The 20,285-nt window shown below is 37.1% G+C and carries 24 protein-coding genes; 16 read left to right on the plus strand and 8 right to left on the minus strand.

What is annotated here, in order from left to right; all coding sequences use genetic code 11:
- Nucleotides 1-43 precede the first annotated feature (43 nt).
- The 7 genes from RHP76_RS03320 (at nt 44) to RHP76_RS03350 (ending at nt 6,842) form a co-directional block, all read left to right on the plus strand.
- A complete protein-coding gene (locus RHP76_RS03320) occupies nt 44-2,182 on the plus strand; it encodes a catalase (RefSeq protein WP_311229472.1) in 2,139 nt (712 codons plus the stop codon).
- 128 nt (nt 2,183-2,310) lie between these two features.
- Entirely contained in the window at nt 2,311-2,811 is a 501-nt protein-coding gene (locus tag RHP76_RS03325) for a CinA family protein (RefSeq protein WP_047430617.1), read from the plus strand.
- A 5-nt stretch (nt 2,812-2,816) separates the two neighbouring features.
- On the plus strand, nt 2,817-3,608 hold the full coding sequence (locus RHP76_RS03330) for an SDR family NAD(P)-dependent oxidoreductase (protein WP_062669663.1): 792 nt from the start codon (nt 2,817-2,819) through the stop codon (nt 3,606-3,608).
- 23 nt (nt 3,609-3,631) lie between these two features.
- On the plus strand, nt 3,632-4,378 hold the full coding sequence (locus RHP76_RS03335) for an SDR family oxidoreductase (RefSeq protein WP_311229473.1): 747 nt from the start codon (nt 3,632-3,634) through the stop codon (nt 4,376-4,378).
- Between the two features lie 37 nt (nt 4,379-4,415).
- Nucleotides 4,416-4,580 carry a hypothetical protein gene (locus RHP76_RS03340; RefSeq protein WP_157885741.1) on the plus strand — a complete coding sequence of 55 codons (165 nt, stop codon included), beginning with the start codon at nt 4,416-4,418 and terminating at the stop codon, nt 4,578-4,580.
- A gap of 20 nt (nt 4,581-4,600) precedes the next feature.
- Nucleotides 4,601-6,133, plus strand: a complete 1,533-nt coding sequence (locus RHP76_RS03345) for an FAD-dependent oxidoreductase (protein ID WP_311229474.1) — start codon at nt 4,601-4,603, stop codon at nt 6,131-6,133.
- 52 nt (nt 6,134-6,185) lie between these two features.
- A complete protein-coding gene (locus RHP76_RS03350) occupies nt 6,186-6,842 on the plus strand; it encodes a DUF6766 family protein (protein WP_120231087.1) in 657 nt (218 codons plus the stop codon).
- Here RHP76_RS03350 and RHP76_RS03355 read toward each other — a convergent pair.
- Entirely contained in the window at nt 6,824-7,627 is an 804-nt protein-coding gene (locus tag RHP76_RS03355) for an AraC family transcriptional regulator (RefSeq protein WP_062669654.1), read from the minus strand. The two genes, RHP76_RS03350 and RHP76_RS03355, sit on opposite strands and share 19 nt — an antisense overlap.
- 115 nt (nt 7,628-7,742) lie before the next feature.
- Between RHP76_RS03355 and RHP76_RS03360 the strand changes: the two genes are divergently transcribed.
- Nucleotides 7,743-8,879, plus strand: coding sequence for an Atu1372/SO_1960 family protein (locus tag RHP76_RS03360; protein WP_311229475.1), 1,137 nt, complete (start codon nt 7,743-7,745; stop codon nt 8,877-8,879).
- 127 nt (nt 8,880-9,006) lie between these two features.
- Here the strand turns inward: RHP76_RS03360 and RHP76_RS03365 are convergent, their stop codons facing one another.
- On the minus strand, nt 9,007-10,458 hold the full coding sequence (locus RHP76_RS03365; protein WP_311229476.1) for a MocR-like pyridoxine biosynthesis transcription factor PdxR: 1,452 nt from the start codon (nt 10,456-10,458) through the stop codon (nt 9,007-9,009).
- Nucleotides 10,459-10,559: 101 nt separating this feature from the next.
- On the opposite strand from RHP76_RS03365, the gene RHP76_RS03370 reads away from it, so the two are divergent.
- Genes RHP76_RS03370 through RHP76_RS03380 form a run of 3 tightly spaced genes read left to right on the plus strand, consistent with a single transcriptional unit; the run spans nt 10,560 to nt 12,174 of the window.
- The gene (locus RHP76_RS03370; protein WP_288444571.1) at nt 10,560-11,015 is read left to right on the plus strand and encodes a cupin domain-containing protein; all 456 of its coding nucleotides are present in this window, start codon (nt 10,560-10,562) and stop codon (nt 11,013-11,015) included.
- Nucleotides 11,016-11,046: 31 nt separating this feature from the next.
- Nucleotides 11,047-11,931 (plus strand): dihydrodipicolinate synthase family protein, encoded by an 885-nt coding sequence (locus RHP76_RS03375; protein WP_288444570.1) that lies wholly within the window; start codon nt 11,047-11,049, stop codon nt 11,929-11,931.
- A gap of 9 nt (nt 11,932-11,940) precedes the next feature.
- Nucleotides 11,941-12,174 carry a thioredoxin family protein gene (locus RHP76_RS03380; RefSeq protein WP_311229477.1) on the plus strand — a complete coding sequence of 78 codons (234 nt, stop codon included), beginning with the start codon at nt 11,941-11,943 and terminating at the stop codon, nt 12,172-12,174.
- A gap of 138 nt (nt 12,175-12,312) precedes the next feature.
- Here RHP76_RS03380 and RHP76_RS03385 read toward each other — a convergent pair whose 3' ends face one another.
- A complete protein-coding gene (locus RHP76_RS03385) occupies nt 12,313-12,819 on the minus strand; it encodes a pyridoxamine 5'-phosphate oxidase family protein (protein ID WP_311229478.1) in 507 nt (168 codons plus the stop codon).
- Nucleotides 12,820-13,129: 310 nt separating this feature from the next.
- Here RHP76_RS03385 and RHP76_RS03390 point away from each other — a divergent pair, with 310 nt between their 5' ends.
- Nucleotides 13,130-13,927, plus strand: coding sequence for a helix-turn-helix domain-containing protein (locus tag RHP76_RS03390; RefSeq protein WP_288444565.1), 798 nt, complete (start codon nt 13,130-13,132; stop codon nt 13,925-13,927).
- A gap of 63 nt (nt 13,928-13,990) precedes the next feature.
- Nucleotides 13,991-14,944, plus strand: a complete 954-nt coding sequence (locus tag RHP76_RS03395) for a nitrilase family protein (RefSeq protein WP_311229479.1) — start codon at nt 13,991-13,993, stop codon at nt 14,942-14,944.
- A gap of 46 nt (nt 14,945-14,990) precedes the next feature.
- On the opposite strand, the gene RHP76_RS03400 is transcribed toward RHP76_RS03395, so the two are convergent.
- The 4 genes from RHP76_RS03400 to RHP76_RS03415 form a co-directional block, all read right to left on the minus strand.
- A complete protein-coding gene (locus tag RHP76_RS03400; RefSeq protein ID WP_288444561.1) occupies nt 14,991-15,347 on the minus strand; it encodes a rhodanese-like domain-containing protein in 357 nt (118 codons plus the stop codon).
- Nucleotides 15,344-15,646, minus strand: coding sequence for a DUF3817 domain-containing protein (locus RHP76_RS03405; protein ID WP_288444558.1), 303 nt, complete (start codon nt 15,644-15,646; stop codon nt 15,344-15,346). Before RHP76_RS03405 ends, RHP76_RS03400 begins: the two co-directional genes overlap by 4 nt.
- A gap of 2 nt (nt 15,647-15,648) precedes the next feature.
- Complete coding sequence (locus RHP76_RS03410; RefSeq protein WP_311229480.1) at nt 15,649-16,050, minus strand: hypothetical protein; 402 nt, start codon at nt 16,048-16,050, stop codon at nt 15,649-15,651.
- A gap of 124 nt (nt 16,051-16,174) precedes the next feature.
- Nucleotides 16,175-16,765 (minus strand): TetR/AcrR family transcriptional regulator, encoded by a 591-nt coding sequence (locus RHP76_RS03415; RefSeq protein WP_311229481.1) that lies wholly within the window; start codon nt 16,763-16,765, stop codon nt 16,175-16,177.
- A 151-nt stretch (nt 16,766-16,916) separates the two neighbouring features.
- On the opposite strand from RHP76_RS03415, the gene RHP76_RS03420 reads away from it, so the two are divergent.
- The 3 genes from RHP76_RS03420 to RHP76_RS03430 all read left to right on the plus strand — a co-directional run bounded on the left by RHP76_RS03420 (nt 16,917) and on the right by RHP76_RS03430 (nt 19,605).
- Nucleotides 16,917-18,134, plus strand: coding sequence for an MFS transporter (locus tag RHP76_RS03420; RefSeq protein WP_311229482.1), 1,218 nt, complete (start codon nt 16,917-16,919; stop codon nt 18,132-18,134).
- Nucleotides 18,135-18,468: 334 nt separating this feature from the next.
- Nucleotides 18,469-18,684 carry a bacteriocin-like protein gene (locus RHP76_RS03425; protein WP_311229483.1) on the plus strand — a complete coding sequence of 72 codons (216 nt, stop codon included), beginning with the start codon at nt 18,469-18,471 and terminating at the stop codon, nt 18,682-18,684.
- 69 nt (nt 18,685-18,753) lie between these two features.
- Nucleotides 18,754-19,605 (plus strand): GLPGLI family protein, encoded by an 852-nt coding sequence (locus RHP76_RS03430; RefSeq protein WP_311229484.1) that lies wholly within the window; start codon nt 18,754-18,756, stop codon nt 19,603-19,605.
- A gap of 4 nt (nt 19,606-19,609) precedes the next feature.
- Here RHP76_RS03430 and pdeM read toward each other — a convergent pair whose 3' ends face one another.
- Complete coding sequence (gene pdeM / locus RHP76_RS03435) at nt 19,610-20,251, minus strand: ligase-associated DNA damage response endonuclease PdeM (protein ID WP_216444623.1); 642 nt, start codon at nt 20,249-20,251, stop codon at nt 19,610-19,612.
- Nucleotides 20,252-20,285: the final 34 nt, after the last annotated feature.

Here is a 20,285-nt window from a genome sequence, read left to right on the forward strand (position 1 = left end):
ATCTACTGCTTTTGAAAGAAAATACACCAACCACAAAAAGATTATGAATATGAACACCAACGAACACAACAAGAAAGCAGAACAACTGGATGTACACAGTACTTCCAATGATAATGAAAAACTGACTACCAATCAGGGCTTAAAGATCAATAACAATCAGGATTCTTTAAAAGCCGGAGAGCGCGGCCCTTCATTACTGGAAGATTTCATTCTGAGGGAAAAGATTACCCATTTTGATCATGAAAGAATCCCTGAAAGAGTAGTTCACGCCAGAGGTTCCGGCGCGCATGGCATTTTTAAACTTACTAAAAGCCTTGCAGAGTATACCAAAGCAAAATTTTTAACAGAACTGGGAAAAGAAACACCTGTATTTGTACGGTTTTCAACTGTAGCAGGGAGTAAAGGAAGTACAGATCTTGCAAGGGATGTCCGTGGATTTGCGGTGAAATTCTATACTGAAGAAGGAAATTATGACCTGGTGGCCAATAATATGCCGGTATTTTTTATTCAGGATGCGATCAAGTTTCCTGATCTTGTGCATGCCGTAAAACCGGAACCAGACAATGAAATTCCGCAGGCTGCATCTGCTCATGATACATTTTGGGATTTTATTTCACTAATGCCCGAAAGTATGCACATGATTATGTGGCTAATGAGCGATAGAGCGATCCCGAGAAGTCTGAGAATGATGGAGGGCTTTGGCGTACATTCTTTTAAATTCATCAATGAGGCAGGAAAAGTACATTTTGTAAAATTCCACTTTAAGCCCAGATTAGGCGTGCATTCCGTAGCCTGGAGTGAAGCTCAGATGATTTCCGGAGTAGATTCTGACTTCCATAAACGCGATCTATGGGAAGCCATTGAAAATGGTGATTATCCGGAATGGGATTTCGGGGTACAGCTTATTCCTGAAGAAGATGAACATAAATTTGATTTTGATCTTCTTGACCCTACAAAAATAGTTCCCGAAGAAGAAGTTCCTGTAGAAATTGTTGGAACTTTAACGCTTAACAGAAATCCGGATAATTTCTTTGCAGAAACCGAGCAGATTGCTTTTCACCCGGGACATATTATTCCTGGGATTGATTTCACCAATGATCCGCTGCTGCAGGGAAGATTATTTTCATATACCGATACACAGCTTTCAAGACTGGGGTCGCCTAATTTCCATGAAATACCGATCAACAGATCCATCAATACGGTTCATAACAACCAAAGAGATGGCCATATGAGACAGCAGATCGTGAAAGGAAAAAGCAGCTATGAACCGAATTCCATAGGCGGTGGATGTCCTTTTCAGGCCATGATGTCTGAAGGCGGCTTTACCTCCCAGCAGGAAAGAGTTTCAGGAGTGAAGATCAGAGAAAGGAGTAAAAGCTTTGTAGATCATTATTCACAGGCGAAATTATTCTATAACAGCCAGTCTGCACCGGAGAAAACACACCTTCAGAATGCGTTGATCTTTGAATTGTCAAAGGTAACCCGTCCTGAGATCAGAGAAAGACTGGTAGGGCAACTTGCCTATATCGATACAGATCTTGCATGGAAAGTAGCAGAAAAATTAGGAGTGGAAGTTAAAAAACTGGAATGGCCCAATCAAAGTCTGCCTGCGGATAGTAACATTATAGAACTTCAAAGCGAAGAAAGAGAACCACATACACAGTTTTCTGATGCTTTAAGCATGATGAATACCGTTAAAAACACGATTAAAAGCCGAAAAATAGGCTTTATTCTGGCTAACGGTGCAGATGGAGGAGCTGTCAATGATCTTAAAACAAAACTTGAAGCAGAAGGTGCCAGAGTGGAACTGATTGCAACAAGTGTTGCTCCGGTAAAACTCAATGACGGTTCCGAACTGACTCCCAAACATTCTCTTACCAGTACGGCAAGTGTCTGTTTTGATGCTCTTACCATCTGTCCGGGAGAAGATTCCGTAAAAGAATTGATGATTGCTGAAAACAAACATCTGGTTCTGCATTTCATCAATGAAGCTTATAAACACTGTAAAGCAATTTACTTTGGAAAAGATACGGAGGTGCTTTACCACAATTCCAATGTAGCCGCTAAACAACATGAGGATCCTGCAATCATTACATGGGAAGACAGTGATCCATCAGATAAATTCATCCAGGCTGTTGCTCAGCACAGAGTCTGGGATCTTGAAAAGGAGAGAAACGCTTAAATGATAAACACCCTTCACACCACACCAAGCAACTTGAATATTTTTATGTGAAAGCAAAGCTGCTGTCTATTTATTCAGCAGCTTTTTTTAGCTTTCTTTTTTTTAACCTCATTAAAAATTATATTATTATGGATTTTCAGAAAAATCTTTTAGAATATATAAGTCAGTCACTGATGACCACCGATGAAACCATTTCAATTGCAGAAAGTGTTACGTCAGGATGCTTGCAACTGGCTTTTTCACAGATGCCTAATGCGTCAATGTTCTACAAAGGAGGAATGACAGCCTATTCTTTGTCAGAAAAAGTAAAATTACTAAAGGTTGACAGACAGGAAGCCGAAGAATGTGACTGCGTTTCAGAGAATATTGCAGAGACGATGGCTTTAAATGTAGCAAGACTTTACGAATCCGACTGGTCTATTGCCACTACCGGCTACTGTACGCCAATCCGGAATTCAGGATATAAAATTTTTGCCTATTTCTCATTCTCTTACAAAGGTGAGATTGTCCTGACTAAAAAACTGGAATTACATCCGAAAACACAAGCTCTAAATGCCCAGCTGTATTACACGGAATTTATTCTGGGCTGTTTTAAAAGTGAGCTTAACAGGCTTTTAATCTTAAAATAAAATTTATGCAACGCAAGAATCAATTTGTACTTATTACAGGTGCTACCAGTGGTATTGGTTATGAACTCGCGAAACAGTTTGCCATGAACGGCTACGATCTTGTCATTGTAGCCAGAGACCATGAAGAACTGGTAAGAAAAGCCGAAGAATTTAAAAACCATGGAGTAAACGTGATCAGTATCTCTAAAAATCTGTTTTTAGAAGAAGAAGCGTATTCTCTTTATTCTGAATTGAAAATGAATGCAATAAGTCCTGAAATATTAGTTAATGCCGCAGGACAGGGAGTGTATGGGAAATTTCAGGATACGGATATTCATAGGGAAATAGATATTGTTCATTTAAATATTATTTCAGTTCTCATCCTTACAAAGCTTTTTATTAAGGACAGGCTTCCAAAAGGATCAGGAAAAATTCTGAATCTGGCTTCTGTGGCCAGTAAAGCTCCTGGCCCATGGCATTCGGTATACCATGCTACCAAAGCATTTGTTTTGTCGTGGTCTGAAGCCATTCGTGAAGAGCTGAAAGACTCCGGAATTACAGTGACGGCTCTTTTACCCGGCCCTACAGATACTGACTTTTTTAATAAAGCAGATATGAACCGCAGTAAAATACTGGAAGATAAAGATAGTCTGGCCTCTCCGGAAGAAGTGGCAATTGACGGCTATAACGCTCTGATGAATAATGAAGATAAAATAATTTCGGGTTTGAAAAATAAACTGTCCGTAGCGATGGCGAATCTTACAAGTGATAGTATGGCCGCGCATAGAATGGCAGAAATGCAGAAACCAATAGAATAGAGCAGAAATAAAAAGATTATGAAATGGGAAAATTAGATAACAAATCTGTTTTGATTACCGGAGCCGACAGCGGAATCGGTAAGGCAGTGGCTCTTCTTTTTGCTTTCGAAGGAGCAGACATTGCTATTATTTATCATTCAAGTGATAGTGATGCTGAAAAAACAAAAAGAGAAATTGAAAACCTGAATAGAAAATGCATCATTTTTCAAGGAGATATCAATGATTATGAATTTTGTGAAAAAACAGTAAAAGAAGTTAATTCATCATTCGGAAAAATTGATATCGTCATTAATAATGCCGGAGTTCAATTTCCTGCTGACAGTATTGAACAGCTTGAAGAGAAAAACATCAGACAGACCTTTGATTCCAATATTGTAGGAATGATTTTATTAACGAAAGTCGTATTTCCTTACCTGAAACAAGGAAGCTGCGTAATCAATACCACTTCCGTTTCCGCTTATCAGGGACATCCTGAGCTCCTTGACTATTCTGCAACAAAAGGCGCTATTGTTTCTTTCACCCGCTCATTGGCACTGCAGGCCAAACCAAAAGGAATACGCATCAATGCTGTTGCTCCCGGACCTGTGGCTACACCGCTTACTGAAGAAACTTTTAATGAAAAAGAAGAAAATCCCAACAAACCACCGTTGGAAAGAAATGCAACGCCTGAAGAAATAGCCTTCAGCTTTCTTTTTCTGGCAAGCCCGGATGCCTCACAAATGACAGGACAGGTACTTCATCCCAATGGAGGACTGATAGTAAACGGATAAAGTATATTAAAGTATAAAACATCAAAATATTTAAAATATGAAAACTACAGCACTTATTTTAGGCGTTATCAGCCTGTTTGCTTTTACTTCCTGCCGATGTAATATTGATGAAGACGAAAACAAGAAAAGGGATCAGAAAAGCAGTTCGTCCAATACCGATAAATCCGGTCTGCCCGAAAGTGATACCCTGAGTATCAGATAAATTAACTATAAAAAATTCTGATGATGTACAGAGACGGTGCAAGAAAAAGTATTTGGCAGGAAGAGATCAGAAAATTTTCTACAGAAACGGATCTCAGCTTATTATTTGACGTTGCCATTGTAGGAGGTGGAATTACAGGAGTTTCAACAGCACTGAAACTTCAGGAATCCGGAAAAAAATGTATTATTCTGGAAGCAGCCAATATAGGATTCGGAACTACCGGCGGTACAACGGCCCATTTAAACGATTTTTTTGATACAACCTTTAATCAGGCTATCCGTGATTTTGGACTGGACAATGCACAACTGTATGCACAGTCCGGAACTGATGCCATCAGTATTATTGAAGATAATATTCAGAAATATCAGATCAGCTGTGATTTCACAAGAAAATCAGCTTACCTTTTTGCCCTGGATGAAAAACAGGAAGAGCAGTTAAAAGACATTGTAGAAGGAGCAGCTAAAGTAGGCCACGAAATGAGTTATGTAAATGAAATTCCTTTTCCTATCCCGTTCAGAGAAGCGGTGCTTATTCCTGGTCAGGGGCATTTTCATCCGATAAAATATATTAAAGGACTTTGCGGGGCTTTTATAAAACTGGGCGGTTCTATTCTGGAAAATTGTCTTGTTGAAGAACATGATGAGCAGAAAGACAATGTTATTTTAAAAACCTCCCAGGGAGAAATACAAGCAAAACATGTAGTATATGCGACTCATATTCCGCCGGGAGTGAATCTGCTTCATTTTACTAACGCGCCTTATAGAAGCTATGTGATGGCATTTACTCTGAAAAATGATAAATATCCGCGGGAGTTAGGTTATGATCTCTGTGAACCTTATCATTATTACCGTATTCAGAATATCGATGGTGAAAACTTATTGATTGCAGGCGGTGAAGACCACAAAACAGGACATGCTGATGACACCGGAGCATGCTTCTCAAGGCTTGAAAATTATGTACGGAAATACTTTGATGTGGAAACCGTATTCTACAGCTGGTCCAGCCAATATTACGAACCAGTAGATGGGCTTCCATACATTGGGAAATTACCAGGAACTAAGGAAAGAATTTTTGTGGCAACAGGCTTCAGAGGTAACGGAATGATATTCGGGACACTTTCCTCACAAATAATACATGATTTAATCATTACCGGAAAAAGTAAATATGGAGACTTATTTAATCCTTCAAGAATCAAACCTATTGCCGGATTTTCTGATTTTGTGAAGGAAGCAGCAACTGTGGCATTTGATTTTGTGAAAGATAAAATTTTCAAGGATAAAATTGAATCCTTTTCAGAAGTTGGAGAAGGTGAAGCAAAAGTGATCAAATACAAATCCGAATCTTATGCACTGTACAAAGAAAATGATGGCACGTTGCATCTTCTGAGAAGTACCTGTCCACATGCAGGATGTGAAGTGCGGTGGAATAGTGCTGAACTGAGCTGGGACTGCCCATGTCACGGATCTCAGTTTAATGTTAACGGAAAAATCCTTACCGGGCCTACCACAAAGAACCTGCCAAAGGTATTTCCTTACCAAAAACGTGATTTATAAACGTTAAACCTTAAACTTTGAACCCTGAACTCTAACCTTTAAACTCCGAAATATGTCACGCAACAGCTTCCTGTATCGCAACAGCTTAAGTATTGTTCTCATTATCCTGATGATTATTTTTCTTGCAGGACAGTTATTTATGGGCTGGAAAACAGAAAATAAAGAACTTATTGAAAACGGACAGCCTGCTTTAAAGATTGGTGAATACATCCATAGCGGGCATTTTATACAGGCAACTTTTGAAAATTGGGAAAGCGAATTCCTACAGATGATGCTGTATGTTTTATTAACGATTTCCCTGAGGCAAAAAGGCTCTAGTGAATCAAAATCTATGACAGAGGACGAAGATGTTGATAAAGAACCCGTACCACACCCAAAAGCACCGTGGCCTGTTAAAAAAGGAGGCATATGGCTGAAACTCTACAAACACTCTTTATCACTCGCTTTTGCCATTCTCTTTCTGGCAAGTTTTATTTTACATTTTTATGGAAGTCTTAAGGATTTCAATGATGAACAGATGATAAAAGGAAATGCTGCTATAACGGCCATTCAATATATTTCAGAATCAAGATTCTGGTTTGAATCTTTTCAAAACTGGCAGAGTGAATTCCTGGCAGTAGCTTCTCTTGTTCTTCTCTCTATATGGCTCCGCGAAAAAGGTTCTCCGGAATCAAAACCCGTTGATATGGCTCATGATGAAACCCCTTGATTTTTATTCATCTTTGGCTTTGTCTGCATAATCGCAAAATATGATGCTGTGAATGCTGACAGGCTTTGGTAACCTACTTTATAAGCTACTTCACTCAAAGTATATTGTTGGGTATCAATTAACTCAATGCTTTTTAAAATTCGGGTTAGCTGGAGGTATTTCTGTAACGTAATTCCTGTTTCATTTTTAAAAATTCTCTGGAGACTTCTCACAGACATTTGTGCTTTTTCGGCTAAAGAAACAATATCCAGATTATATTTAAAATTGGAATTAATATCATTGCACACGGGAATCAGTCTGGTGTCAGTTGGTACAGGGATTTCTAGACCGCTGCTTTCCCTGCAGAAATTAGGAAGACTTTTTAAAATAGCTCTAAAGAAGATATCCTGTTCTTCATTTTCATTCAGAGATTGGTTCCATTTTGAGGCATACAAAAGCATTTCTTTCAAAACAGGTGGAACAGCAAATACCTGAACATTCTGATAAAATTCATCTTCAAAAACAGATTTGAAAAGAAATACCATCAGATTAACGGTTTGTGCCTCTGAGGTAATTTTGTGGGCCCTTCCTGAAGGAATCCAGATGACATGATATTGTGGGACAAGATAAATTTTCCTGTCAATATGAAAATACTGATAACCTTCTTCCACAAATGTAAGCTGGGCACGGGTATGCCTGTGTTCATAATCATCATGTTTCCAGTTTTTTTCGCACCACACATAAGCTTCTTTTTCTATAGAATCTACAAACTGGCTTTCCGTTTTTTCAATCAGTCCACATTTCATATGTCGTTTTGTATGTATATTTTGGCAAATTTAATAAAAACGACAGTAGTAATTTTGTATTATCAATGTAATAGCTACATAATTAATCCAAAATATAATTTATATCTTATTCAGAATGAAAAAACTATGTCTTTTATTTATTTTAATTTTATTATCTAATAACACTTACATCATGGCACAAAATAAAGCTAAAATATTGGTTCTTATCCATTCCGATAATGGTGGAACTTACGAACTGGCTAAAGAAATAGCCAAAGGAATGGAAATTGAAAATAATGCAGTTCCGTATATCAAATTAGTCAAAGCCTCACAAAATCCAACCCTGAAAAATCTTCCTGTAGCAACTGTAGATGAACTAACCTCGTATGATGGAATTGCTTTTGGTTCACCGGTTTATTTCGGGAATATCAGTACGGGGATGAGTGAGTTTTTATCGAAAACCGTTCCGTTGTGGACTAATCACGCTTTGGAAGGAGTTCCTGCCACTGTTTTTATGTCAGCGGGAAGCGGAGCAGGAAAAGAGCTTGCTCTTCAGGCCTTTTGGAACAGTCTTGCTGTGCACGGGATGGTATTGGTATCTAATGGAATTCGTGGAACAGAAGAGCTGAACAAATCTATTCCACAGGGGAATACGGTTTTGGGAGTTACCAGCATGGCTTCATTAAAAGATGTGGAAAGACCAACGAAAGGAGAACGAAATATTGCTGAACTTCAGGGAAGAAATTTCGCAAAAATAGCACTGGCGTTAAAGGATACTCATCCTAAGAAAACAATAGCTGCTGCTGAAAATCACCAGAATTTCAATGAAATATTGAAGCAGAAAAATATTACACTTCCACAGGTTCCAAAACCGGCAGGAAATTATCAGCCGTTTGTACGTTCCGGAAATCTGGTATTTATCAATCAGGTTGCTTTAAAAGACGGGAAAATTTTCAATCCGGGAAAATTAGGTGTTGAAGTAAATGAGCAACAGGTGAAAGATGCTACAAAAGTAACCATGCTGAACGTGATCTCAGTGTTAAATGAAGCGGTTGGAGGAGATTTGAGCAAAGTAAAACAATGTGTTCAGCTTACAGGAATCTTCAATACCAAGGATGATTATACAAAACATGCAGATCTGATGAATATTGCTTCCGATCTTGCGGTTGAAGTCTTCGGGGAAAAAGGAAAACATGCAAGAGCAACTTTAGGGGCTTCTTCTATCCCTGTAGGTTCTTCAGTAGAGATTCAGGCAGTTTTTGAAGTAGAGTAGGTTTTCATAATCATTTAATGTTTTTTGCATAAAAATCTGACAGATCTGACAGATTACACCGAGCATAAAAATCTGTGTAATCTGTAAAATCTGCGAGGGATAAAAACCGGGGTATAATTATTTTCCATTATAATTCAACGTTATCTTTGATCATAAACCTTGAAAAAATCTCAGCAATCAAAGGAATACTTTGTTTCAGCTGTTCTTCGGAAAGCGCTCCATAGCTTAATCTGAATCCATTTACATTATTTTGACTATATTGTTTAGGATGAATAATCTTAATATTTTTTTCCAGTAATAAAGTTGTTACCACATCCCAATCCAATTGTACTTTAGGAACTATCCAAAAAGCCAGACCACCTTCGGGTAGTGTAAAATCAGCAATATCTTTCATGTTTTTCTTCAACAATTCAAAAACAAAATCTCTTTTGTTCTTATAATGAACGGTTGCTTTTCTGATGTGCTTTTTTATAGCACCTTCTTTAATGAGCTGAAGAACTGCCTGTTCCATGATCACATCTCCATGCACATCAATAATCTTTCTCAGATCACCAATTCTTTTCAGCAGTTCCTGATTTTTAGTGGTCAGATAACCAATCCTCAAAGCGGGAGCTACCACCTTACTTAAAGTTCCGATATACACATAATTGTGCAGTTCGGGAAAACTTGAAATCGGGAGAATAGGACGATATCCGAAGTGAAACTCATTATCATAATCATCTTCAATGATGGTCATATTGTACTGATTTGATAACTCAATCAGTTTTAATCTTCTTGAAAGGCTTAGCGTAACGGTAGTAGGATATTGCCTGTGAGGAGTAATGTATAATGCTTTTATATTTCGATGTTGTTTTAAAAGCTTTTCAACAGCCTCGACACTGATTCCTTCATGATCTACAGGTACAGACAAAAGCTGTGCTCCCGCATACTGAAACGCTTGCCATGCAGGCTGATAGCCGGGATCTTCCACAACAACCATATCACCAGGACTTAAAAGACTCTGAGCAGTAAGGAACATACCCATCTGACTGCCTCGGGTGATAGAAATTTCGTTTTCAAGAATATGCATTCCGCGCTGATGATTAAGCATCTGAGAGATCATTTTTCTAAAATCCAAATCTCCATGTTCATCTCCGTAACCCATCATCTGCCATTTGGCTTTAATACTGAAAATTTGCCTATAAGCTCTTGCCAATTCTGTTACAGGTGCAATTTTACTATCGGGATGCCCGTCATCGAAATTAATTAAAATTCCATTAGGCAAGACCTGTAGATTTTTAGAATCCTGCAATGCATTTGCATTTTTTTCATGTAAGACAGGAAGCTTTTCTGACACGAAAATACCTTTTCTTTCCTTTGAAATTACCCATTCTTCATTGATCAACACCTGATAGGCTTCTACAACAGTGTTTCTGTTTATTTTTAACGTTTGGGCAAGGTTTCGGCTTCCGGGAAGGGCATCCCCTGCTTTTAATCTTCCTGTACGAATATCAGTGATAATAGTATCCGCAATCTGTAGATAAACTGCTTTATCAAGCTTTTTATCAATTTCTAATTCCAATTTCCAAGGCCGTAACATCTGGACTATCTATTTATGTAAAAACTGAATCATTTAAACAGTCCAAATATAGAATAATTTTGTCATGCAATAAAGCACAAAACCATAATAATTTTAAAATCATGGATAAGAAACAATTCAGTTCTAAAGATTTCCACGAAACTTTTGCAAGACCTAAGTATGTAAAACCAAGCCATTTGATTCATAAAAATGTAGAAAATGCTGGAGAGCATAATCAGTTTTCAACAGAAAGAAAGCATCCTGTTTTCTTTGTAGATCTTCCGAGTAAGAATGTCAGTATGACGATTGGAGGTTTAACTCCCGGGCAGCAAACCAACAGACACCGCCATACTTATGAAACCGTATTATTTGTAATTGAAGGAAAAGGTTGGACAGAAGTAGAGGATGAGAGAGTATATTGGGAAGCTGGCGATGCTGTATATATTCCTACCTGGGCCTGGCATAAACACCAGAATCTGAGCGATACCGAACCTGCTAAATATATCGCCTGTGAAAATGCTCCTCAGCTGCAGAACTTAGGAGTCGCTTTGAGAGAGGAAGAAGGAAGAGACCTCTAATATCAATATTTTAAACTTTTAAACAAAAAACATGAAAAATGTACCGTTCAAAGGGATTATAGCCTATCCTATAACCCCTTTTGATAAAAACGAAAAAGTAGATATTCCGCTTTTCAAGCATTTGGTAGAAAGGCTGATCACTTCCGGAAGCCATGGTATTGCTCCATTGGGAAGTACAGGAGTCATGCCTTATCTGTCTGACGAAGAAAAAGAAGAAGTTACTGAAGCTACTTTACAGCAGGTAAAAGGTAGAATTCCGACATTGGTAGGGGTTTCTAATCTTACAACAGAAAAAACAATTCGCCATGCCCAGTTCGCAGAAAAAGCTGGAGCAGATGCGGTAATGATTATCCCGATGAGTTACTGGAAGCTGACGGATGATGAAATTGTAGCGCATTATGATGCCGTAGCCCGTAAGATTTCCATTCCGATTATGGCGTACAATAATCCGGCAACAAGTGGAGTAGACATGTCTCCGGCTTTGCTGAAAAGGCTGCTTGAAATTCCCAATGTAACGATGATCAAAGAAAGTACGGGAGACATCCAGAGAATGCATTATCTAAGGCGGGAACTTGGAGAAGAGGTTGCATTCTATAACGGTTCAAATCCTTTGGCTCTGGCTGCATTTTCTGCGGGAGCGAGAGGCTGGTGCACTGCAGCTCCCAATCTCATTCCTGAATTGAATATCAGTCTTTATAATGCAGTGGAGGAAGGTGATCTTGAGAAAGCAAAAATAATTTTCTATCAGCAGTTTGATCTTTTAAAATTTATTGTGAACAAAGGATTGCCAAGAGCGGTGAAATCGGGTCTCAATATTCTGGGTGAAGATGGCGGAAATTTGAGAAGTCCTTTAAAACCTTTACACGAAAAAGAAACCGAAGAATTAAAAAATATTATTGCAACGCTTATTAATTAGTACAATCCTATGAAAAAGTCCATTTTTTATCATGCAGGATGCCCTGTATGTATCAGTGCAGAACATGATATTGTTAGCCTTATAGGTTCGGAAAATGTTGAGATTATCCATTTAGGTGATGACAAAAGCAAAATTGAAGATGCTGAAAAAGCGGGTGTAAAATCTGTACCAGCTTTAGTAACTCCCAACGAGAATGTTCTTCATATTAATTTTGGAGCGTCTCTGGAGGATGTGAAAAATTAGAATTTCATTAATCTGGTATAAACGGCTCAATTTCTTGAGCCGTTTTTTATCTCGCAGATTATACAGATTACGCAGATAATTACATAGAAATCTGCTTAATTTGCAACATCTGCGAGAGATTTTTTTAGTCCGGACTTTTTAAATCGTTGCATTTCCCTCAACACCGTCAGAATTATTGGTTTTGTTTCCGGTTATGGCAGAAGCTACAAAACTAAAAAGGCTTACCAGTTTTCCTGCTTTGGTATCCCAATAATAGGTTTCTTTAGTTTCTACGCGGATGATGGTTACATTGGGGTCATCTTTTCCGTCAAACCAGGCTTTAGCCAGAGGAGACCATTTATCTTCGATCGTTGCTTTATCTTTATAAACAGAAGCTTTTCCGTAAACGGAAAGATATTGGGAATCGCTGTTGTTCATAAAAAACAGTTGTACTCTACGGTCTTCTTTTATCTCAAAATTTTTGTTACTGGTACCACTGCTTATGAACCATAGATTTCCGCTGTCGTCTGTTTCCTGCAGGGTCATGGGTCTTGAATTGATGGGAGTGGTTTCCAGTTCTGTACAGAACATACATATTCTTGCATTTTCTGACAATTCTTTGATCTTTTTGATCGCTTCCAGATGGGTAAGGTTTTCTGTTGACATATTCTTATATTTTAGTGATTGGTAAGTAGTATAAGATTCAAATACCTGACCAAAAGAGTATAAAATGTGGTATCTTACATGGATTTCTTTTAGTTTTTTTTGAAATCGCAAAGAAGCAGAATAATTTTTAATACTATATAAGATGCAAGCATTTCATCAATTTCTATCTTTTGCAGATCATACAGATTTCGCAGATGATTGTATATATCTGCATAATTAAAATCTGCAAGAGAATTAAATGTTTGATTTTACATCTCTTGAATTCAGATATTGTCTTTTTCTGCCCATAAGTTTTCTGTAAATTTGATGAATGCAGATTTCGCCTCCCAAACACCTGGCTTCTTATATCAGACATTATATCTTTTTGGAAAATTCCCGGGAGGATATAAAAAGTTTAAGGCTCTTTACAGACGGAAGTTCCGGATTGATACTATCCGGAGACATGAATCTGTATTCCGGTATTTCTGAGGACCGGATGCCACTTTCCTTTTTCTATGGTACATTAAACGGTTACAGGGATTTCTTTTCAAAAGGTAAATTCTCTCTTATGGCCATAGTATTTCAACCATATTTTTTGAATATTCTTTTCAAAACTTCCGCCAAAGAAATTCGCAATCAGATAATTTCCGTGGAAGATGTTTTGAAAAATAAGCTTGAAATGTTTCAGGAGAAATTGTTTAATAAAGAGAATCCTTTAGCCACAATCAATGATCTGAATATCTTTTTTACCCGTTTTCTATCCGAACGAATGAGTACAGATTATCATTTAATAACAGCTACACAGCAATATCTTCTTCACAATAAAGGTTCAGTATCTTCCAAAGATTTGCAGCATTTTACCGGTTATTCAGAGCGTCATTTAGAGCGAAAGTTTGAATATCATATGGGAATGTCTCCCAAAAAATACGGAAATATTATCCGTCTTCATTACTTTTTAAGCCTTATGAATAATGGGATTGATGATAACAATATGACCACACTTTCTTACGAAGCGGGATATTCTGATCAGTCTCATCTGATCAGGGAGTTTAAAAGAAATATCGGGCTTACTCCCAAGCAATATCTGAATACAGAAAATAAAATGGCGGTTAATTTTATTGAGCTTTAAGCCGGTATGACGGTTTTATACAATTTTTAATAAGTAACACAACCTAGTTTTGCTTAAAAAAATATGAATATTAAAATTTCGACGGCACAATTTGAAAACAAAAGTGGTGATAAAACTTATAATCTATCCGTTATAGAAAAATTAGCTGGAGAGGCAGCATCCAAAGGTTCTCATGTAATTGCCTTCCATGAATGTTCGATTACAGGCTATACTTTTGCCCGAAAGCTTTCGAGAGAACAGCTTCTTGATATTGCAGAACTTATTCCGGACGGTGAGAGTATTAAAAGACTACAGGAGATTTCTACTCAATATAATATCACCATATTGGCCGGATTGTTTGAGAAAGATGAACATGATAAACTCTTCAAGGCTTATGTTTGTGTAGATAAAACAGGACTGAAGGCTAAATACCGGAAACTGCATCCTTTCATCAATCCGCATCTTACACCAGGCAATGAATATTGTGTTTTTGATATTATGGGATGGAAATGTGGAATTCTCATCTGTTATGATAACAACATTATTGAAAATGTAAGAGCTACAAGACTTTTGGGTGCAAAGATTATTTTTATGCCACATGTTACGATGTGTACGCCCTCTACAAGGCCCGGAGCAGGTTTTGTGGATCCTCAGCTTTGGAAAAACAGGGTAGCAGATCCTACCTCTTTACGTCTGGAATTTAATGGAATGAAGGGCAGGGACTGGCTGATTAAATGGCTTCCGTCCAGAGCTTATGATAACGGAGCTTATATTGTTTTTTCAAACCCGATTGGTATGGATGATGACCAGCTTAAAAACGGATGTTCCATGATTATAGATCCCTTCGGGGATGTGATTGCAGAATGCCGTTCATGGGAAGACGGTTTTGAATCAGCTGTCATTACTCCTGAAAAACTTACTCAGGCGGGAGGATATCGTTACACCAAAGCAAGAAGACCAGAATTATACAGGGATATCATTGGGCAGGAACATTCGTCAGAACAAAAAGTAGTTTGGCTTACTGATAAAACTCTTTAAAAAATTGAATCTCTTCTGTCAATAATGTGCGGAAGAGATTCATTGCTTATGGATGAATCGTTTGCTGGAGATCGGTCCAGGCACCTCCGTTGTAGATATGTTTAAAGCCTCTTTCTTTCAGGATATTCTCCGCTTTTACACTTCTGAGTCCGTGAGAACACACTGTGATATATGTTTTTTGGGGATCTAATTCAGTATAGCGTTCTCTGATTGTTCCTAAAGAAATATTCACAGAGCCTTGTATATGCCCTGTTTCATATTCCTTTTCCGTTCTTACATCCAAAATAACAACTCCTTTTTTAAGGAGTTCCGGCAAACCGTTATCTAAAGTCTGGAATCTGTATACTTTGTAGACAACATACAAAATAAGAGCTATTCCACAGAATATAAAAAGAATTTTCATAGCTTGCTCAGAATTTTTTTGTCAATATAAAAAGTACCAAACGGAATAAAGCAGGCCAAAATTACCTTCCATGTTATTTCTTCAAATTTCCAGTTCTGCTCTACGCCCACGCTCAGTGTATTGAACAGGAAGAGTAGGAATAATGTTCCGTGCACAGGGCCAATGAGTCTTACCCATAAAGGATTGTCCATCCAGTATTTCATAGGGACTGCAATAAATATCAGAATCAGTAAGGAAATTCCTTCCAAAATAGCCAGAATCCTAAGCCGGCCGATTTTTGTTTTAAATAAATTGATCATAATTATCTGAAATAAGGTCTGTTTGCAAAAGGAGAAAAAGGCCACGGAATGGCAATCAAAATAATAATCAATGCGATAGAAAACCAGAGTCCCATTGTCTTGAATTGTTCTTTATCCGACAATTTTCTTTTGGCTAATGCAGAGCCGATCGTGATGATAATAATGGCTGTAATCATCAGCGAAATATGGATTAGTCCGAAAAATACATGTTCCAAAGAGTCTTTGGCTTCGTTAAAATTTTTCCAGAAGTATTGGATCACCGGGCTTTTAAAATAAAATATCATTCCTATGGCCAGCTGAATATGAGCTATCGTTGCAGACCAGTGCCTTACCTTGTTATCTGCTCCTGTAAATTTTCTGTTGGAAGAATATCCTTTGAAAGAACGATAAATTGCATAAATCAAGCTTATTAAGACCAACCATCGGGTGAGGGAATGTAAAAAAGTAAGGGTTTGATACATCGTTTTTTTTTGAACACAACAAAGGTAAAATAAAAACATACTAATTAGTATGTTTTTTGAGAAAAAATTATTGAAGCGTGTTGAAATAAGATCTAAGTCCTTTTAAATAAATAAGATATACTTCTTTTGAATTTTCTAACTTACCCAGATTTCTTATTCCCCAATAGCCTGAAATAACAAAAACACTTACTTCTTTTGCATTTACTTCTTTGTTGATGATTCCTGCTTCTTTACCTTTCTCAATACTTTCTGCAAGAGCCTGTTCCCATTCTTTTGAAAGTTCATGCAAAGCCTGTGTAAAAGCATGATGCCATGGTGCCATTTGCTGTACGAAATTTGAAGTAGGGCAGCCATATTCCACTTTTAAAAAGTCGTTTTCAATCAGTAAATGGAACATGATATCATAAATACTGTCTAAAGGATTCTGACTGTTTTGAAGAGAGTTTATGAAAATCTTTCTGAAATTGGGCTTCATCAGATCCGTAATAATAGCGAGTCCCATATCATCCTTGGTTTTAAAATGATAATAAAAAGCACCCTTCGTCACCTGAGTCGTTGCGATAATTTCATCAATGCTTGTAGTCTGAAAACCTTTCACATAGATCAATTCGAACGCTTTCTGGAGAATAGTAAGACGGGTTGCTTCTGATTTCTTCATTAAAACTGATGATAATATTTTACAAAGGAACACATTTTAAATGTAAAATAAAACTATCATTATTCTGATACTTTGATACAATTTAAATAATTTTTATAATATAGATATTCGTCGGAACTTTGCCTTGTCAATCTCAACAAATTACAAGACAATGAACTTTCAAAAAGAAATACAGATCAATACCGCATCAAAGACTGTTAAAAAAGGTCTTCCTGCAGCGCTTTGGGCATTAACGATAAGTGCCTTTGGAATTGGGACTACAGAATTTGTTATTGTAGGCCTGCTTCCCACAGTAGCTTCTGACCTTGGAATTACTATTCCTTCTGCAGGGCTACTGGTAAGTCTTTACGCGATAGGAGTAGCTATCGGAGCACCGATATTAACGGCATTAACAGGGAAAGTACCACGCAAAATGCTTCTGGTTTCCATTATGATGCTATTTGTTATTGGAAACGGACTGGCGTCTATAGCTCCCAGCTTTATAACATTAATTCTGGCAAGAATACTTACGGGGTTGGCCCATGGAGTTTATTTTTCCATAGGTTCTACCATTGCAGCTTCGCTCGTCTCTGAAGAGAAGAGAGCCACAGCCATTTCTATTATGTTTGCCGGACTTACTCTTGCGATTGTAACAGGAGTTCCACTGGGAACATTTATAGGACAGCATTTCGGATGGAGAGCAACTTTCATAGGGGTTTCAATCCTTGGAATTATAGGGTTGGTAGCCAGTTTGCTATTAGTTCCAAATAACCTTAAAAATGGGAAAACCGCATCTTTAAAGAGTCAGTTTAAAGTATTAGGAAACAGACGTTTGATTTTTGCTTTTTTAATGACTGCGATGGGGTATGGAGGTACGTTTGTAGTATTTACCTATCTGTCACCTATTTTACAGAAAATTACGGGATTTCAGGAATCTACGGTCACTTTTATCCTTTTGATTTATGGAATTGCCATTGCTTTAGGAAACCTCATTGGTGGGAAAGTTGCGAATAAAAATCCTCTGAAAGCTCTTTTATGGATGTTTGCGGCACAGGGATTGGTATTGCTTGCGTTTTATTTTACAGTAAGCAGTCCGGTTTTAAGCGTCATTACCCTTTTTCTTTTAGGAGCTTTATCATTTGCTTCTGTTCCCGGACTTCAGTTATTGGTGGTACAGATTGCTGAAAAAGAAGTCCCGGGAACTGAGGATGTAGCTTCAGGGATCAATATTGCGGCTTTTAATATCGGTATTGCAATCGGATCTTATGCTGGAGGAATGATTGTTACCTCTTCCTTAGGTTTGGCAAGTACGCCATGGATAGGTGCTTTATTTCTGTTGGTTACGGTATTGATTACAGTCTACAGTATTCGTTTAAGCAAGAAAAATTAAGATTTCACGAATCGTTTTTATAATAATTTCTAAGCTATGCTTCATAGCGAAAACTACAAACCAGGATGTTAGAGGCATGTAAATGATGGTTTTATAAAGGCAGGTTTTTATCTGCCTTTTATTTTTTTTTAAAATATTTTCAGTTTAAAAAAATCTCTTTAATTCTGATTATGTAGCATGTATAAAATTACAATTTTCTGATTATAGAATAGACTTCGTTATTTAAATTGTATTAATTGAAATTATTGAAAATCAATTGTTTAACATAAAATAATAATTCGTTTCTGAGATGAATTATTGTGTACATTTATATTCAAATTTAAAAACACAAATAATGAAAAATTTTAAAAAATTATCCCGAAACGAACTTAAAGCGGTAAAAGCAGGTCAAGTTTGGATTGCCGAAACTTCTTGCGGTATAACAGCTACGACGACTCAGGACTGGACACCACAACAAGCAGAATGGCGTGAAAGGGTTGAAGCTATTAACTGTAAAACACCTATCTTTTCCGGCTCTGATCCTAAACATCTTGCAGCTAGCCTTAATTAATGTAAATTGAAGCACTTATAGTAGAAGATATTTGATTATAAGTGCTATTTAAAAATGAAAACCTCGCCTATGGATTGCCATAAAAAGTTACTTCAACTATTCATTCTGTTGTATAGTGTTTTATCCTATACCCAATCATACAAACAAGATACTTTACGTGGTGAGTTCACATATATGTTAAGAGCCAAATTTGATACGCGAACAGATAACAAATATGAAGACCAATTTTTGTTACAAATAGGTGATAATTGTGCATTTTTTGCAAATGCAGTATCACTTAAAGGAGATTCAGTAATGGCAAACTCAGGAACAACAACAAATAATCCAGATGGAAGTATAACACTGGGTTGGAAAAAAGGAACGGTAATTCCAAAAACAGACTTTAACTTTACCATTATACAAACTCATGAAAACATACAATATTTTGATTCAGTTTTCATGTCATTGTTCACCTATAAAGAACCCGTGATAAAGAACTGGAAGCTTATAAATGAAACTAAAGTAATCAATACGATTAATTGTAAAAAAGCGGAAGTTACCTTTAAAGGAAGAAACTGGATTGCATGGTATGCTCCTGAAATTCCGTTTCCGTACGGGCCAATGAAATTCAGTGGATTACCTGGTTTAATCATAAAAATCACCGATGAAAAAGGAGATTATGATTTTGAATTGGTAAAATCCATGTCTAACTCTCAATTAAAAAATAAACGAATCAATATGAAGAAAAGCAGATACACCGGAGCTGCAGAAACCACACAGACAAAATTAAAACAGGCACAAAGTAATGCTGAAACGAATGCAGCAGGTGTACTTGCTAGTTATGGAACTACCATTATAAAAGGACAGGAAATACTGAAGAAAAGAGAAAAAGAAAGAAAAGAGAATAAGAAATATGAAAATCCACTGGAGTTAACACCTTAAGTGATCATATTTCATAAATTTCTTCATCTGTAAATACAAAAAATGTACTTTTCTTAGGCAGGTTTTTTGTATCTAGTCCTGTGAATTCGCTGAAAGCAGGTAATAATAATTGATTGTTGCTGAGAGCAAAACATGGAAGTCTGATGTTTTTAACAGCAGAATTCAGCACAATTCCTGGGTGGATATGTCCGGTAATCTGGAATCCGGATGCTGTTGCATCAAAATCATGAATAAAAGTGATGCCTTCTATTTCAAGTAATTCAGATTTATAATTAAAGCATAACTTTTCTTCCAGAGGTTTTGAGATCCGGTCATGATTTCCCTCAATAAGATAAAACTTTATATCTGGATACTGATTTTTCCACCTGCAGAATTCATCTACATCAGAATTGTCTCCGGCATGAAGTAGATCTCCGACTACAATAAATTTTTCAGGCTGAAAATATGCAATCAGCGCTGACAATCTTTCCATATCACTTTTCATAATATGATTGGCCAGTGCAATGCCGTTTTTACGAAAATGAGCTGTTTTTCCAATATGCAGATCAGATAGAATCAAGGCTTTTTCTTTTTGCCAGAATGCTGCCCGCTGGTTGGTGAGAATGAAACTTTCGTTTTGGATGGAAATATTTTTAGTTGCTATCAACACTTAATAAATTGAAAATTGAAGGTTTAAAGTT

This window comes from Chryseobacterium sp. SG20098, from assembly GCF_031844745.1.
Taxonomy (GTDB): Bacteria; Bacteroidota; Bacteroidia; order Flavobacteriales; family Weeksellaceae; genus Chryseobacterium; species Chryseobacterium cucumeris.